We start from the raw sequence: 15725 nt of genomic DNA, 5'->3' as shown, positions 1-15725 counted from the left end.
GCGGCCCTCCTCGCGCGCACCCCACACGCGCTCGTGGAGGCCATTAAACGCGAAGGGCCCGCACCCAAAAATGGGGCGGGCCCGGAGGCGGCTGCGACAGGAGGCGGGGAGCTACTTGAGCGCCTCAGCGCCGGAGACGATCTCCATCAGCTCCTTGGTGATGACCGCCTGACGGGTGCGGTTGTAGGTGAGCGTCAGGCTGGAAATCATGTCCGAGGCGTTGGACGTGGCGTTCTCCATGGCGCTCATGCGGGCGCCGTGCTCGCTGGCCACGCTCTCCAGCAGGGCGCGGTAGACCTTGATGTTGACGGCCTGGGGGACCAGGCGGTCCAGCACGGCCTGACGGTCCGGCTCGTACTTGAAGTCCACCATGGCGGTGGCGCCCTCGGCGGGGGGCGCGCTGGCGCCGAGCGTCTGCAGCGGCAGCAGCTGCGCGACGACGACCTTCTGGTTAATCGCGCTGATGAACTCGTTGTAGACGATGTGGACCGCGTCCACCTCGCCGTTGAGGAAGCTGGCGACCAGCTCCTCGGCGACTTCCGCGGCGGCGCGGTAGTTCAGCCGCTGGTAGAGCCCACCGAAGTCCTTGCGGATGGTCTGGTTGCGGTTGCGGAAGAAGTCGTTGCCCTTGCGGCCCACCGTGGAGACCCGGATGCTCTCCAGCGCGGTGTTCTCGTAGATGAAGCGGTTGGCGCGGCGGGTGATGTTGGAGTTGAAGCCGCCCGCGAGGCCGCGATCCGACGTCAGCGTCACCAGCTCCACGCGCTTGACGGGGCGGGCCACCAGCAGCGGGTGGGTGAGGTTGTCGTCACCGGAGCGCGCCGACAGGTCCGAGATGATCTGGTCCAGCATCGTCGCGTACGGACGGGCGGCGAGGATGGCGTCCTGCGCCTTTCGCAGCTTCGCGGCGGAGACCATCTTCATGGCCTTGGTGATCTGCCGCGTGTTCTTCACCGAGCGGATGCGCTTGCGAATGTCGCGAAGGGACGCCATGGGACGGAGGACTCCTGTGGGACGTTCTGCCCAGGTGCGCCCGGGTGGGAGCAAGGCAGTCTGACGGCGGGGCCCCCTATATAAGCGGGCCGGGAGCCGGTCAACGCCAGTCCTGCCGGGGCTTTCCGGACACGCGGTCCGGGTGCTCCCCGCGAGCTTCGGCGGAGGGCTGCCGGGCGGGCACCCCCGGGGCTGTCGGTGGTGCGCGGGCCCCTTACCTTCCAGGGCATGGCCCCAGCCGTCGGTGGACCCCTGCTCGTCGTCGAGGATGACGTGGATATCCGCGAGGCGCTCCAGGTCTACCTGGAGCTCCAGGGCTACGAGGTCCGCGTCGCGGGCGACGGCCGGGAGGCGCTGGCGCACATGGCGGGCCCGACCCCTCCCTGCCTCATCCTGCTGGACATGGGGCTGCCGGTGCTGGACGGCCACCGGGTGCTGACGGCGCGCCGGACGGACCCGGCGCTCTCGCGGGTGCCGGTGGTCATCCTGTCGGCGGAGACGGCGGACATGAGCCCCCGGGACAGGGCGGTGTACGCGGCGAGCCAGGGCGTGGCGGCCTTCCTGCCCAAGCCAGTGGACCCCAGGCGGCTCCTGGAGACGCTCCGGCGGCTCTTGCCGGGGCTGGCCGCTCCCCAGGCGGACGCGCCCCTTTGACGCGGCGGGCCCACACGGGGCTTTGCGAGGGCCGTCGGCCGTAACACAATGGCGCCTGGAGCGGTGGTTCCAGGGTCCATGAAGCCAACCCGAGCGAGCGGTATCTGGGCGCGCAGGGCCCTCATCCTCCTGCTCGTGGGCACGGTGTGCCTGCTCGTCACCTCGCACCTCGTGCGGGTGAGCTACGAGGAGCGCATCGTGTCACTGGCCCAGGCGCCGTCCGCGCCGGTGGCGCTCGTCTTCGGGGCGGGGCTGGCGCCGGGCGCGGTGCCTTCTCCGGTGCTCGCCCAGCGGTTGGACATGGCGATGGCGCTGTGGCGCGAGGGCAAGGTGCGCGCGGTGCTGGTGAGCGGGGACGAGGTGAAGCCCTTCCACCACGAGACGCGCGCCATGCGGCGCTACCTCCTGGAGCGCGGCGTGCCGGAGGAGGCGGTGCTGGGCGACGAGGCGGGGCTGTCCACCTACGACAGCTGCCTGCGGGCTCGCGGCGTGTTCGGAGCGAGCCAGGCGCTGCTCGTCACCCAGCGCTTCCACCTGCCCCGGGCGCTGTTCATCGCCAACTCGGTGGGCATCGACGCGTGGGGCGTGGCGGCCGACGAGGGGCGCTCGACGCCCTGGCGCTACACCGTGCGCGAGACGCTGTCGCGCGTGCTGGCGTTGGGCATGGTGCTGCTGAAGGTGGAGCCCGTCTACCCCACGGGCCGCACGGCGTTTCCGAAGGGCTGAGCCGTTGAACCCGGCAGGCGGGCGGCCGGCACGAATTGCGGCGGTCCTCGCGGGTTCTCATTGTTGAAACACGGCGGCCGGCCCACCCCGCTTGAGCGAGGAGACACCATGCGATTCAAGAAGCTCGGTTCGGAGGACGTGGGCGAGTCCACCTCACTGCGTCATGTGAATCAGGACACCGGCGAGGAGGAGATCAACATCTCCGACCAGGACATGGCGGCGACTCCGCCCCTGGAGGAGGAGCCGGACTTCCGAGACATCCTGCCGGACCAGATTCACGAGTTCCGTCGAGGTGACGAGGAAGATGAAGAAGTGGAGCTGACAGCCCAGCCCGAGGAGCGCTTGCGCCCCGCGCGCAGGGACCAGCTTCCGGAGAGTTAGGGAACGGCGCCACCAGTTGGAGGGGTGAGGCCTGGATGGAGGCTCGCGGTCGAGCAGCGTGCACCGCCGTTCGCGGCGCCCTTGCTGCCGCTACCAAACATCGCCTTGCCTCCGAAACCACGGGGCGGCCCCTTGCTGAATCGAGGGGCCGCGCGTGGACGCGAGGAGCGACTACCTCCTCGACTTGGCCTTCTTCGCGGCGACCTTCTTGGTACCCGTCTTCTTCACGGCGGACTTCGCGGGTGCCTTCTGCGCGGGTGCCTTCGAGGGCGACTTCTTCGCTGCAGCCTTCGCGGGTGCCTTCTTCGCGGGAGACTTCTTCGCAGCGGCCTTCGCGGGTGCCTTCTTCGCAGCGGCCTTCGCGGGTGCCTTCTTCGCGGCGGACTTCTTCGCAGCGGCCTTCGCAGGCGCCTTCTTCGCGGCGGACTTCGCGGGTACCTTCTTCGCAGAGGGCTTCTTCGCAGCGGACGTCGTAGGTGCCTTCTTCGCGGCAGGCGTCTTCGCAGGCCCCTTCGTCGCAGCGAGCTTCTGCACGGGTACCTTCGTCACACCTGACTTCGATGGCTCCTTCGTCGCAGGTGCCGTCGTCACGGCGGGCCGCGCAGGTACCTTCGTCGCGGCGGGCTTCGTTTCGGCGGCCTTGCCTCCGGCGCTCGTCGCGGCGGGCTTCGTTCCGGCGGCCTTGCCTCCGGCGCTCGTCGCGGGCGCCAGCGCCACGGGTGTGGCCGCCTTCTTCGCCTTCGGCTTCTTCGCGACAGGCTCGGCCTGGGGGGCACTCACCGGCTTCACCTCGACGGGCGTCACGGCCGCTGGGGGCCTGGTCTTCTTCGCGACAGGCTCGGCCGGGGCCACGGACGCCTTCTTCTTGGGCCCCTTCTTCTCCGGCCCCAGCTCCTTGCGCAGCGCCTCCTGCATCGTCGGCCGCACGAAGAGCTCCACCTGCGTCACCGCTACCTTCGACGGAGCCTTCTTCCCACCACCGACCTTCGCGCCACCCTTTCCGAACCCGACGCCCTCGTCGCCCTTCCGGCCTCGCGACACCTCGTCGTCGTACTCGTAGGCCAGCTCACGCTGAGCGCCCTCGTCCTCCTCTTCCTCCTCCTCGGCCGCGACGAGCACCTCTTCCGCGACGGCCTCCTCCGCCTCCTCTTCGTCATCCACCGCGACGCCAGAGAGCGCGCCCTGGAGCACCGCGTTCAGCGCGCGCGCGAAGGTGCGCTCACCGAAGCTCTCGACCTCCGCCGGAGGCACGAGCACGTCGAGCATCTCCTTCAGCGAGCGGTACAGCCGCATCTCGCGCTTCTCGCCCTCCCAGGTGCCGAAAATCCACTCCTCGTCACCCAGCGACTGGACCCAGCCCGGCAGCGGCCCGCCGCCATCCCCCTGCTCCACCATGGCCGACTTGCGCGCGGAGAACAGGTGCCGGTGAGTCCCCTTCATGCCGATGCGCCACACGCCCGCCGCCGGAAGTCCCTCCAGCTTCAGCCGCGTCTTCTCCAACACGCTCACGGAGCCCTCGGGCCCGTGCAGCGGAAAGAGATTCACATCTCCGTGAAACTCACCCCCGTTGAAGGACAGGTACAGGTGGCCGAGGTCCTCGGGGAATGGAACGCCACACTCCGTCTCCGCCCACCGGACCTCATCCGCGGACACACCCGATGACGCTGCCTTCGCTGCCTTCCGCAGTGCCTGCAACCACTCGTGCATGACCCCTCCACGACACAACCATTGCCACAACCTTACGGCGGGTGTGCCCTCCCGCGCAGTGCGCCTGTTGGGCTTTTGATGAGCCCCCCGCGCGGGATGATCCAGCCCCCGAGGTAGGGCCCGGAGTCCCCTCCTCGCGACCTACCACGACAACGCCCGGCCTGGGTCCCATCCAGCCCCTCCCTCGGGAGGAGGACCCGCCTCCGAGCCAACGGGCCCCACCCTCCAAGCCCTCCCCGGCCCCCGGACACCCCAGCGCCTTCCGCTGATCCACGACGCGCCTGGGAGTCGCCCCTTCGGGCCCGCTCGTCCCCGCCCCCTGTGTCCTGGCGACGACACGCGCCGCGTCGAGCCCCTCTTGAAGCCGGGCGGACACGAGGGCCAAGGCCCCTCGCCCACGATGACGCTCCAGACCGAGCCTGGCTTGAAGCCGGCCGAGCGACCCGTTAGGCAAGGGGCATGGCACATCCCGTGAGCTATGAGGGAACGGCGGAGAACTTCGACCAGCTCGTCATGGAGCCGAAGGGCGAGCTGGTGGTGGTGGACTTCTGGGGTGACGGCTGCCCGAACTGCGACATCTACGCGGCGGCGGAGCCCATGCTCCTCTCGGAGCTGGACGGCGCGCCGATGCGTGTCGTGAAGGTGAACGCCTACCAGCACGAGACGCTGGCCCACCGCTTCGGCCTCTACGGCATCCCCACCTTCCTGCTGTTCCGGGATGGGAAGCTCATCGGGAAGATGAGCCAGTACTACGGCAAGGAGTACTGGCTCGGCGTCGTCCGCGAGCACCTGCCGACGGCGTAGCGTTTCAGGGCGCCGTGCTCAACCCGCATGGGTGGGCACCACGCCAGCGACGCCTCCTCCGACAAACCCCATGAAGCCCCACACGAAGACAATGCCCCGCGCCTGGTCATAGAGCGCCTGCGCATGAGCGCGAATGACTTCCGCGTCGTATCTGACAGTCATTGATTCCCCACCGGTCGAGTCCCGCGGATGCGGGCCCCTGGGAAGCTTCCACAAGCGCGCGCGGGAGGGACCTACCCCGGGGAGGTATGGACAAGAGCGCGTCCGCCCCGCGGGGCTACGAGCTTGATGTGGCGGGGGTTCGTTACAACCATGGAGGCTCGCGGTGGCAGGCCACGAGGGGGACGGGCATGAAGAAGCACCGGTTGGGGCAAACGCTCACGCGTCTGGCTTTCATCGCATGGATGGGAAGTGGCGCGCTGGGCTGTGGCGCGGGTCCAGGGGACGCACCCGGCGAGGGCGCTTTGTCAGACGAACTGGAGACGCAAACCGCGAGCCAGGGACCTGCCTTCACGGAGGATATCTTCTACGACCACTGTCCCAAGGTGGAACAGGCCAGGGGCCCCACGCTCCACGTGTCGAAGAATGGCCCGAGGACCCCCACGAAGCCACTGGGGTCCAACGCGAATCCCTACTCCACCATCATGGCGGCGGTGAAGGCCGCACGGCCGGGGAACATCATCCTGGTGAGAGCAGGCGACTACAGAGAGCAGGTCGCCATCACCGCCGCGAAGGGGGCCCGACCGGGAACCGCCGATGCGCCCATCATCCTGCGGGGTGAGATGGCAAGGCGCCCTCGCATCCTTCCCTCCGACACCGACGTCGGCAGCCTGGTCGCGGTGAGCCAGCCGTACTGGGTCGTCCAGGGCTTCGAGGTGGATGTCCAGGGCCGGCCGTCGTTCGGCGCCCTCTTCGAGACGAATACCACCTGCTCCCGGCTCCTCGACTCGACGCTGCACGGAGGCCGGGCCGGCGGCGGTGTCGTCGTCAGCTACGCGGACTACGTCCTCATCGACAACAATGAAATCCACGACTTCGCCAAGACGAACATGGACTCGCACGGCGTGGCGGTGCGAGGCGTGTCCCGCAACGTCTTCATCGTGGAGAACGACATCCACGACGTCTCGGGTGACGGGGTGCAATGCCAGCCGAATGGCGGCCGGCCCGCCATCCTCCTCATCGAGAAGAACAAGCTGCACGCGGCCGGGGAGAATGGCGTCGACATCAAGGCCTGCGATGACATCCTCATCCACCAGAACATCATCTACGACTTCCCGAACATCGAGCGCTATCCCTGGCAGGCCAACGCCTCCGCCGCGGAAGGGGTGCTGATTCACGAGGACGCGATGAACGTCCAGATTCTGGGCAATGAAATCTTCCAGGCGGGCCGGGGCGTCTCCATCGGTGGGAACAACCCCGTTGACCGCCCCGCCAACGTGCAGGTCTCCAACAATCACATCCATGACATCCATGACTACGCGAACCGCAACAACGGCCAGGGCATCCGCGTCGTGAAGGCGAGAGGCGTGCACATCATCGGCAACCACATCGAGCGGACCGCCGACGCGGGGATGCGGCTCGCCGCGGACGAGCCCAACACCGTGCAGGGACTCATCGTCTACGACAACGTCCTGAACGACATGCGGCTGTTCGTGCGGCTGGGGCAGCCCTCCTCCCGGCCCGGAATGGGCATGGACCGCAACCGCTATGTGGGCACCACGGGCGTCTTCACCATCACTGACCTCTTGTGGGAGGAAAGCCACTCCCGGTGGCTCGGCGCGCTGGCCTCGTCCTACCTGGACCAGTTCTCGGTGAGGGTCCTCGTGGCCCCCCGCTGAAATGATTGAAGGGGGGCAGCCCCTCGCATTGTCCCCTCGTCGCACTGTCCCTATCCTCGGGGCTCATTCAACGAGGAGCACGCTGTTGGCCCGTATCGCATTCGTCGTGGTGGAGCCGTTCGCCGACTGGGAGCCCGCGCTGCTGGCGGCGGTGGCTCGCGAGGAATTCGGCGACCAGGTGTCGTGGTGGTCTCCAGGAGGACGTCCGGTTCCGTCCATCGGCGGAATGACCCTCCAGGTCCACGGAGCGCTCGAGGACTTCTCCACCGACCAGGCCGATGCGCTCGTGCTGATTGGCTCTTCGCTCTGGATGACGCCCGCCAGCCCCGACCTCACGCCCCTGCTGCGACGCGCGGCGGAGGCGGGCCTCGTCGTCGCCGGAATCTGCGGCGCGACGCTCGCGCTGGCCCGGGCCGGCCTGCTCGATGACCGCGCGCACACCAGCAACGCCCTCGACTTCCTCCAGCAACAGGCCCCCGCCTACCGGGGCGCCGCGCACTATCGACCGGGGCCCCGCGCGGTGCGCGACGGACGAATCGTCACCGCGTCGGGCTCGGCGCCCACGAGCTTCGCCTCGGAAGTGCTCGGCGCCCTGCACCCCGACGCCACCAAGCCCCTGGCCGAGTTCGTCACGGAGTTCGGACGCGAGCACCAGCCCACCTGAGCCCTCCGCGCACACAGGGGGCCTCTCCCCTGTGCTTCAATGGTGGGAGCCCCCCCGCTCCCGCCGCGTCACGAGGCAGACCATGACCCTCCTCGAGCCCTTCCTCCTCGCCAGCGCCACCCTCAGCGGCATCGCGGGCGCCGTGTGGGGCATCACCTCGGACCCCATCTGGGGACTCGAGGGCTTCGTCGGCGGCGCCGTGCGCGGGCTCGGTGGCTTCATCGGCGGCGCAATCGTGGGGACTGTCTCGCTGTGCGTGGTGCTCTATGCCCTGGGCTCCCTGCTCGCCCTCAAGGGCAGGGCCCCTCGGAAGCGGTAGGACCCTTCGAGCGGGCCGGCTCCACCCGTCTTCCCCATCTTGGGCTCATGGAGAGTGCTCTCATGAAGCTTTCCCTGAAGCGTCCTGCCCGCCCCCAAGCCTCCCAGCCTCCTTCAGCGGAGGTGGCGCGCCTGCTCGGCCTGCTCGAGACAGGTGACGAGGCCTCCCGCCATCAGGCGGCCATGGTCCTGCTGAACGACAAGGACCCCGTCACCGCGCGCCACCTGGCCCGGCTCCTGCGCACCACCGCCGACCCCAAGGCCCGCGAGGCCTGCGCCTGGCTGCTCTGCAGCCTCGGGAAGGGCGACCCTGTCGTCATCGACGCCCTGCTCGAAGCCGCCGAGGACCCCCATGAGCTCATGAGCGTCCGCTGTCAGGCCATCGAGGCCTTCGGGGCTTCGCCATCGGCTCGCCAGCAACCTCGGGTCCTCAGGGCCCTCGTCGGCTTCCTGGAGCACCCCGCCGTCGAGCTGCGCTTCTGGGCCTGCTTCGCCCTCGGCGCCCTCAAGCACCGTCCCGCCATCCCCGCGCTCCGCCAGGTCGCCCAGGAGGACGAGCGGGTGAACCCGGGCTGGTGGTACGTCGCCGAGGAGGCGCTCGACGCCATCGACCACATCGAGGCGAAAGAGACTCCCGAGCGCGTCCCCGTCCTGCATCGCGACGAGCGGGTGTGAGCGCCTCGCCTCAGCTCTGATAGCCGCGCGCCTGCAAGCGGAACAGGTGCGCGTAGCGCCCGTCCTTCGCCATCAGCGCGTCGTGGCTGCCCAGCTCGTCCACTCCGCCGTTGTGCAGCACGGCGATCTGGTCCGCCATCCGCACCGTGGAGAAGCGGTGCGAAATCACAATCGCGATGCGGTCCGCCGCCAGCGCCTGGAAGCGCTCGAACAGCGCGTGCTCCGCCTCCGCGTCGATGCTCGCCGTGGGCTCATCCAGAATCAGCACCTCCGCGTCGTCGCGCATGAACGCTCGCGCCACCGCCAGCTTCTGCCACTGCCCCGCGGACAGCTCCTGCCCCTTCTCGAACCACCCGCCCAGCATCGTGTCGTACTGGCTGGGCAGCGTCTCAATCACCCCGCTCGCCCCGCCCTGCTCCGCCGCCTTCACGATGCGGCCCCGGTCATCCAGCGCGGGCACGTGCCCCAGCCCGATGTTCTCCGCCACGTTGAACTGGTAGCGCACGAAGTCCTGGAACACCGCCCCGAAGCGGCTGCGCAAATCCCCCACGTCCATGTCGCGGATGTCCACGCCCCCGTAGAGGATGGTCCCCTCCGTCGGCTCGTACAGCCGCAACATCAGCTTCACCAGCGTGCTCTTCCCCGCCCCGTTCTCCCCCACCAGCGCCAGCTTCTGTCCCGGCCGCAGCGTCAACGACACGTGCCGCAGCGCCCACGCCTCCTTCCCCGGATAGCGGAAGGACACGTCGCGCAGCTCGATGTCGTTGATGGGCCCGCGCGGCGGTGACTTCGCCGGCAGCACCCGGGACGTCTCGGCGCCCGTCGGAATCTCCAGGTACGTGAAGAGATTGCTCATGAAGAGCGCGTCCTCGTACATGGAGCCCACGCTCGTCAGGATGCCCTGGAACGCCGCCTGCCCCTGCCGGAACACGCCCAGGTACAGCACCATGTCGCCCAAGGTGATGGTCCCATCCGCCGCCCGCCCCGCGACGAACAGATAGCAGCCGTAGAAGGCCGCCAGCGACAAGAGCCCCAGCCCCAGCCCCCACCCCATCCGCTTGAAGGCCAGCGCCCGGTCCTCCGCGAAGAACTTGCGGAACAGCTCCCGGTAGCGCCCCAGCACCAGGTCCCCCAACCCGAAGAGCTTCACTTCCTTCACGTGGCTGTCGCGCGTGAGAATCCACTCCAGGTAGTTCAGCTTGCGCCCCTCCGGCGCGCGCCACGAGTAGAGCCGGAAGCCCGCCATCGCCAGCCGCGCCTCCGCGATGAACGCGGGAATGGACGCCGCCACCAGCACGACGACGCTCCACGGCGACAGCGCGACCAACAGCGCCGCGAAGGTGGACAAGGTAATCGCGTTGCGGACGATGGAGAACGCCTGCATCACCAGCGACAGCGGCCGGCTGCTCGCCTCGCGCCGCGCGTTCTGCATCTTGTCGTAGGTCTCCGAGTCCTCGAAGTGCTGGAGCTCCAGGTCCAACGCCTTCTGGAGAATCCGCTCGTTGAGCAGGTTGCCCAGGTTGGCGCGCAAGAGCTCCCGCGTCAGCGTCAGCGAACGCTCCACCACGCCCGAGACGAGCATCAGCCCGAACTCCAGCCCCACCAGGCCGAAGACGCGCGAGTGCGCCTCCGCCGAGCCCTGCGCGGACGCCACCACCGCGTCGACAATCAGCTTGCCCACCCAGGCGATGGCCGCCGGCAGCACCGCCGCCACCAGCGTCAGCGCGCCCAGCAACACCGCGCCCCGGGGGCTGGCCCGCCAGAAGAGGTGGAAGGTGCCGGGGAGCTGCCGGAACAGGCTCCCGGCGCCCTTCAGGCGTTGCTTGAGAGAGGTCTTCGCGGGGGGCGTGGATTCAGGAGGACGAGGAGACACAGGGCGCGTTCATAACGCGCCCGGCGTCCGCGCGCTTGCCCCCTCACGACACCGCGCGCCCTTCGTGCCGGGACACCAGCACGTCGCACGAGGACCTCGCCAGCACCCGCTCCGCCAGCGAGACGCCGCACCCCTCGGACGAGCCCGAGCCCGCCAGCGCCAGCAGGTCCGTGCCCAGCTCGGCGGCATGCGCGAGGATGCTCTCCCCCGGCTCTCCTCCACGCAGCCGGGCTTCCAGCTCGCACCCCGTCTCCCGGTAGGGGGCCAGGAAGCGGGCGAGCGCCAACCGCGCGGCATCCTCCCGCTCCCGCTGCAACACCAGGAAGCGCTCCGGTGACGCCCCGCGCGCGCGCAGCTCCGCCTCGTCCGCGCGGGTGTCCACCACGTGCAGCACCTCCACGGGCGTCAGGGGGCACAGCCGCAACGTCAGCTCCAGCGCCCGCCGCGACTCGCGCGAGAAGTCCACCGCGACCAAGGGGCTCGCGTACGGCCGCGCCGGATGCGGCAGCACCGCCAGCACCGACGTGTCCAGCCGCCGCACCATGCGCCGCACCGTCGAGCGCTCTCCCAGCTCCCGCCCCGGCGTCATCACGTGCGTGCCGCCCAGCACCACCAGCTCCGCGCCCCGCTCGCGCGCCACCGCCACCGCCGCGTCCACCGCGTCTCCACGCCGCAGCTCCTGGCTCACCGTCACGTCGGGCCGCTGCCGCAGCCGACGAGACACCGCGTTCACCGCCTTGCGCAGACAGCGCTCTCCCGCCACGACTCCCCCCGCGGGTGTGCCCTCCAACAGCGGCCCCGCGTGCAGCAACGTGAAGGAAGCGCCCTGGCCCAGCGGCAGCCTCAGCGCGCGGGCCATCGCCAGCTCGGAGCGCAGGGAGAAGTCCGTCGCCACCACCACGCGCGTCATCCCCCTCGGGCCCCGGAAGGGCCCCGGAGACATCGAGGGAATGTCCATTCGGGTCAGCTCGTGCTGCCTCATCGCGAGACCCTCCTTTCGTCTGTCCTCACTTCTTTAGTGTCGGCGCCGTGGGGCGGTGACACGCCATCCCATGCACCCGACACGACCTGGGCGAGCCGTTGCTCGTCGGTCCGCCGCCGCCGCGTCGCGGCGAGAGCCAGGTCCTCGCACCGAAGATTCAGGCCGACGCGCCCAGATGCCACCCTGGCTTCGGGGACGCCGTGTGCCCGAGCGGACGACGAAGCCCTCCCGTCCTCGCGCGCCCTTCTCGCCCCCCGGCCTGGACGTCGTGCGCCCGGCGCGTGTCCCGGCGGATGGCGCGCTGACACTCGCGCCGCCTCGACTCAGACCTGGGTGAGGGTGGAGCACGACACCGCGTTGCATGGGACGCGGCGTCGCGAGGGTGGCGAGGGTGCGAGCCCTCGCTGCGCGCGGGGAGGAGAAGTGCGTCGCACGGTGGACGGCCTCCCTGAAAAAACTCCAGGCGGCTGGCGTCCGTATCTCACGTGAGCCGCGAGGGCCAGGCACCCCGACGTGAGGATTGGCCCGCTTGGCACGTTCGCCGAGCAACAGAGCGAGGACTGCGGGCCGCGTGAAGCACGGCCAGGGCTTTGCAGATGGGGTGCGGCGGCAGCGCGGTGGGGTGGCGGGACGGACGGGACGAAGCAGAAGGGGGAGGGCGCAATGCGCGGGGTCATCACCGGCAGAGAGGTGGTCACCAATCTGGGTCTCATCTACCGAGAGTTCGGCGCGGGCTGTGTGCTGCGCTGCTTGTGGGTGATGCTCAGTGGGAAGACCACGACGTTTCTTGAAGTGGCGTGTCCGCCCGTGGTGAAGCGCTAGGGCGGCGACGACGGCGACGGGCCGCGAGGGCATGCCCCGCGACCCGGCCGTCAGCTTCAAACTTCACGACATCCGACTAGGGCTCATCGCGGCGAGGCTTGTCATCGTCCACCGCGTCGCGGACCGCGCGCTTGGCGTCCTCGAGCTTCTCCTTGGCGTGGCCCTTGGCCGTGTCGACCTTGCCTTCGGCCTCCAGCGAGCGGTCTCCCGTCGCGGCGCCCACGGTCTCCTTGATCTTGCCCTTGGCCTTGTCGATCAACTCACCCATGACGCGTCTCCTTTGGCTGTGAGCTCCTGAGAGCCGTTGTGGTGAAAGTGTGAACACCCACCCGCTGGCGTGCAGGCGTCGCGGGCGTGCTCGCCTGCTCTGCGAGCGGTGGACGAGATGTAGGTGCCGGTATCAGCCGCCTGCTTCTCACAGGGTGGTAATCCCATAATTTTCCTGGAATTGACTGACATGCAGACAGACTGGGGGTAGGGTCCGCAGGACCAGGCAGACACGCTACCTGGCTGGAATCCTCCTCTCAGGCTGAAACGGGACATTGACGCAGAGCGCGCCGGCCCGCACGCTCAAGTCACTGCCACCCCGGAGTCACTGCTTCCCGATGTCTACTCCTCCGCTTCCGACCCCTGGCGCGCTGTTCTGGCGGATGTACATGTTGCGGTCCCTCATCACGACGGTGGCCTTCTGTCCGGCCCTGTACGTGGACATGCAATTGCTCTCACTCGAGGGACCGCGCGCCATGCGCATCCTGCTGGGAGTCATCACCCCGCTGGTGCTGGGGTTGTGCGCGGTGGCGCAGCCGGTGCTTGTGCTTCCGTGGCTCTTGAAGCGCGCCATGGCCTCGCAAGGAAAGCAGCGCGTGGAGCGGTTGATCCGCATCCCCTCCACGCTGGCGTTCGGCGAGTCGATGGTGTCGTGGTTCATCGGCGGGGTGCTCTTCAACGGTGGCGTGGCGCTGCTGTTGGACCGGCCCCTGTCGGTGGTGCCGGTGGGCGTGGCGGTGTCGATGAGCGCGGGCCTGTTCAGCAGCCCGCTCTTGTACATGCTCTATGAGCAGGTGCTGATGCCCACCGTGCTGGACGCGTACCAGAAGGCCCCCAGCAGCCGGCCCGCGGGCGATGGCTTCGCGCCCCGGCAGCTGTGGCTCCTGCCCGCCACCGTCGTGTCCGCGCTGCTCGTCACGTGTCTGACGAGCATCGTCACCCTGCACCTGAGAATCGAGCGGGAGCTGGGCGAGCTGGCGACGGACATCGCGTCGCGAGGCCAGGCCGCGTCGGCGGACCGCGTGCGCGCCACGGTGGCGCCGCTGCAGCGCGATTTGGTGCTGCCGGTCATCATGTTCGGCGGCTATGCCGCGCTGGGCTCCATCCTCACTGCGGCGTGGGCCGCGCGGAGGCTCGCGAAGGGCTCGCGGGCGGTGGGTGAGTCGCTGGAGGCGCTGGTGGAAGGCCGCGCCGCGCCGCCGCGCTGGGTGTCCACGGACGAGCTGGGCGACCTGGCCGCGACGACGTGGCAGCTCTACCAGCGGCTCCAGGAGCTGCCCCGCTCGCTGCGCTCCTCAGCGGGTGACCTGGCCCAGGCCGGCACGCGGCTGTCGGAGGCCAGCAGCCAGCAGAACCAGACGCTGTCGCGCCAGGCCGCGGCGCTGCATCAGGCCCGCGCCACCGCACAGGAAATCCAGCAGGCGTCACACGTCGCCGCCTCGCGGGCCACCAGCATCCTCCAGGTCGCCGAGCGCGCCGCCGCCGTGGGCCGGCTGGGCGAAGAGTCCCTGCTCGGCACCGAGAAGGGCCTCAAGTCCATCCGCGAAATCGCCGACGGGCTGCATGACCAGATGATGGACCTGGAGCAGCGCGCCCGCGAGGTCGGCCGGGTGTCGGAGGTGGTGAAGGCGCTGGCGGACCAGTCGCACATGCTGGCCATCAACGCCGCCATCGAAGCGACGCGCGCGGGTGAGCACGGCAAGGGCTTTGGCGTGGTGGCGCGGCAGATGCGCGAGCTGGCGGACCAGTCCGTCCAGGCCACCAACCAGGTGCGAGGCCTCCTGGAGACGATGGCCGCCGCCGCCACCCAGGCCACGGAGATGACCGACAAGGGCGCCGCGGGCGTGGAGACGGCGCTGACGCCGCTGCGCACCAGCGGAGAGCGGCTGCGCGAGCTGGCCACGCTGTCTCGAGAGTCCGCGTCCGCCGTGCGTCAAATCGCGGAGGCCGTGGCCCAGCAGCACCAGGGCGTGGACCAGCTCTTCGCCGCCGTGCGCGAGCTGGACGAGCTGACGACGGACACGCTGCGCCACCTGGACACCACGCAGCAGGCCGCCGTCGCCGTCACCCACGCGACGGGCCAGGTGTCCCAGCTCGCGCAGCGCTACGTCTGAGCCAGCGGCGCTTCCTCCAGTGACACGGGAGGCTCCGGCACGAGCCTCCCATCCGACGCCAGCACCGGCGCGCGCAGCAGCACCACCAGCCGCCCCGCGAGCACGCCCAGGCGCGACAGCCGCTCGCGAGGCGCCGCGCCGCCCTCCTCGAAGCTGGCCGCGTCCAGGTAGGTGAGCTGCACCTCCGCGCGCCCCTGAAGGACACCCACGCGCGCGTCGAGCGTGACCAGGCGGGTGAGCAAGTCCTCCAGGAAGGCCGTGGCCCGCGTCAGCACCGCCGCGCTGTCATCCAGGCTCCGCACGCGCGCCTCCGCCGTGTCCGGCGCGGGCGAGACGGCCCAGGGCGCCACGGCGTCGAACAGCGACATCCCCTCCAGCACCACCGGCACCGCGTCCGCCTGGAGCCAGCCGCGCTCCAGCCACTCCAGCACCGGCACCAGCTCCGACGGCGCCGTCGCCCCCGCGCCGAAGAGCGGCCACGCGCGCCGGGCGCCGCGAGACACGGGCTCCAGGGGCAGCGCCTCCAGCGCGGACAGGGCCTCGGCCGGGAGGACGTCTTCGCGCCGCGCGGACTCCCACCGCTCCAGCCGCGCCAGCAGTCCGCGCAGCGGCTCCACGACTTGCGCCTTCGCCTTCACCTGCCGCTCACCGAGCGAGGCCATGGCGTCCCGCACGCGCAGCCGGGTGGACTTGAGCGCCCCCAGCGCCGAGGCGTGCCGCGCCTTCGCCGCGCGGACCTCCAGCGGCTCCGGAGGCCCCACGAGGCCCTCGTCAAAGGCCCGCTTCACGCCGAGCCCCAGCGCCGTCAGCACCAGGCCACCCACCGCGAATGGGATGAAGAAGGGCATGCGCTCGCGACCTCCAGGGACAGGGTGACAGCTTCGCACCCGTCACGCCGCCGCGCGAG

Annotated in this window: 17 protein-coding genes; 10 read left to right on the top strand and 7 right to left on the bottom strand. The window is 69.9% G+C overall.

What is annotated here, in order from left to right; all coding sequences use genetic code 11:
- Positions 1-111: 111 nt before the first annotated feature.
- A complete protein-coding gene (gene atpG, locus ACN469_RS12660; RefSeq protein WP_498767517.1) occupies positions 112-993 on the bottom strand; it encodes an ATP synthase F1 subunit gamma in 882 nt (293 codons plus the stop codon).
- Between the two features lie 228 nt (positions 994-1221).
- On the opposite strand from atpG, the gene ACN469_RS12655 reads away from it, so the two are divergent.
- The 3 genes from ACN469_RS12655 to ACN469_RS12645 all read left to right on the top strand — a co-directional run bounded on the left by ACN469_RS12655 (position 1222) and on the right by ACN469_RS12645 (position 2754).
- The gene (locus tag ACN469_RS12655; protein WP_498767515.1) at positions 1222-1647 is read left to right on the top strand and encodes a response regulator transcription factor; all 426 of its coding nucleotides are present in this window, start codon (positions 1222-1224) and stop codon (positions 1645-1647) included.
- A 78-nt stretch (positions 1648-1725) separates the two neighbouring features.
- The gene (locus ACN469_RS12650; RefSeq protein WP_498767513.1) at positions 1726-2373 is read left to right on the top strand and encodes a SanA/YdcF family protein; all 648 of its coding nucleotides are present in this window, start codon (positions 1726-1728) and stop codon (positions 2371-2373) included.
- 108 nt (positions 2374-2481) lie between these two features.
- Positions 2482-2754, top strand: coding sequence for a hypothetical protein (locus ACN469_RS12645; protein ID WP_498767511.1), 273 nt, complete (start codon positions 2482-2484; stop codon positions 2752-2754).
- 171 nt (positions 2755-2925) lie between these two features.
- On the opposite strand, the gene ACN469_RS12640 is transcribed toward ACN469_RS12645, so the two are convergent.
- Positions 2926-4461, bottom strand: coding sequence for an SMI1/KNR4 family protein (locus tag ACN469_RS12640; RefSeq protein WP_498767509.1), 1536 nt, complete (start codon positions 4459-4461; stop codon positions 2926-2928).
- Between the two features lie 459 nt (positions 4462-4920).
- Here ACN469_RS12640 and ACN469_RS12635 point away from each other — a divergent pair, with 459 nt between their 5' ends.
- Positions 4921-5265, top strand: coding sequence for a thioredoxin family protein (locus tag ACN469_RS12635; RefSeq protein WP_498767507.1), 345 nt, complete (start codon positions 4921-4923; stop codon positions 5263-5265).
- A gap of 18 nt (positions 5266-5283) precedes the next feature.
- Here the strand turns inward: ACN469_RS12635 and ACN469_RS12630 are convergent, their stop codons facing one another.
- Positions 5284-5427, bottom strand: a complete 144-nt coding sequence (locus ACN469_RS12630; protein WP_498767505.1) for a hypothetical protein — start codon at positions 5425-5427, stop codon at positions 5284-5286.
- Positions 5428-5615: 188 nt separating this feature from the next.
- Between ACN469_RS12630 and ACN469_RS12625 the strand changes: the two genes are divergently transcribed.
- The 4 genes from ACN469_RS12625 (at position 5616) to ACN469_RS12610 (ending at position 8760) form a co-directional block, all read left to right on the top strand.
- Complete coding sequence (locus ACN469_RS12625; RefSeq protein WP_498767503.1) at positions 5616-7103, top strand: right-handed parallel beta-helix repeat-containing protein; 1488 nt, start codon at positions 5616-5618, stop codon at positions 7101-7103.
- 85 nt (positions 7104-7188) lie between these two features.
- Positions 7189-7767, top strand: coding sequence for a type 1 glutamine amidotransferase family protein (locus ACN469_RS12620; protein ID WP_498767501.1), 579 nt, complete (start codon positions 7189-7191; stop codon positions 7765-7767).
- Positions 7768-7849: 82 nt separating this feature from the next.
- The gene (locus ACN469_RS12615; protein ID WP_498767499.1) at positions 7850-8086 is read left to right on the top strand and encodes a hypothetical protein; all 237 of its coding nucleotides are present in this window, start codon (positions 7850-7852) and stop codon (positions 8084-8086) included.
- 62 nt (positions 8087-8148) lie between these two features.
- Entirely contained in the window at positions 8149-8760 is a 612-nt protein-coding gene (locus tag ACN469_RS12610; RefSeq protein WP_498767497.1) for a HEAT repeat domain-containing protein, read from the top strand.
- Between the two features lie 10 nt (positions 8761-8770).
- Here ACN469_RS12610 and ACN469_RS12605 read toward each other — a convergent pair whose 3' ends face one another.
- Together ACN469_RS12605 and ACN469_RS12600 are read right to left on the bottom strand one after the other, a co-directional pair.
- The gene (locus ACN469_RS12605; protein WP_498767495.1) at positions 8771-10633 is read right to left on the bottom strand and encodes an ABC transporter ATP-binding protein; all 1863 of its coding nucleotides are present in this window, start codon (positions 10631-10633) and stop codon (positions 8771-8773) included.
- A 43-nt stretch (positions 10634-10676) separates the two neighbouring features.
- The gene (locus tag ACN469_RS12600; protein WP_498767493.1) at positions 10677-11591 is read right to left on the bottom strand and encodes a universal stress protein; all 915 of its coding nucleotides are present in this window, start codon (positions 11589-11591) and stop codon (positions 10677-10679) included.
- Positions 11592-12278: 687 nt separating this feature from the next.
- Here ACN469_RS12600 and ACN469_RS12595 point away from each other — a divergent pair.
- Positions 12279-12437: a hypothetical protein gene (locus tag ACN469_RS12595; protein WP_498767491.1), complete on the top strand. Its 159-nt coding sequence runs from the start codon at positions 12279-12281 to the stop codon at positions 12435-12437.
- 76 nt (positions 12438-12513) lie between these two features.
- Here ACN469_RS12595 and ACN469_RS12590 read toward each other — a convergent pair whose 3' ends face one another.
- Entirely contained in the window at positions 12514-12705 is a 192-nt protein-coding gene (locus ACN469_RS12590) for a CsbD family protein (protein ID WP_046716721.1), read from the bottom strand.
- Between the two features lie 388 nt (positions 12706-13093).
- Here ACN469_RS12590 and ACN469_RS12585 point away from each other — a divergent pair, with 388 nt between their 5' ends.
- Entirely contained in the window at positions 13094-14818 is a 1725-nt protein-coding gene (locus ACN469_RS12585; RefSeq protein ID WP_498767489.1) for a methyl-accepting chemotaxis protein, read from the top strand.
- Here ACN469_RS12585 and ACN469_RS12580 read toward each other — a convergent pair.
- On the bottom strand, positions 14809-15666 hold the full coding sequence (locus ACN469_RS12580; protein ID WP_498767487.1) for a hypothetical protein: 858 nt from the start codon (positions 15664-15666) through the stop codon (positions 14809-14811). The two genes, ACN469_RS12585 and ACN469_RS12580, sit on opposite strands and share 10 nt — an antisense overlap.
- Between the last annotated feature and the right edge of the window lie 59 nt (positions 15667-15725).

This window comes from Corallococcus terminator, from assembly GCF_049194865.1.
Classification (GTDB): domain Bacteria; phylum Myxococcota; class Myxococcia; order Myxococcales; family Myxococcaceae; genus Myxococcus; species Myxococcus terminator_A.
The sequence above is the reverse complement of the archived record's forward strand: the minus strand, read 5'-3'. Positions and strand labels throughout refer to the sequence as shown.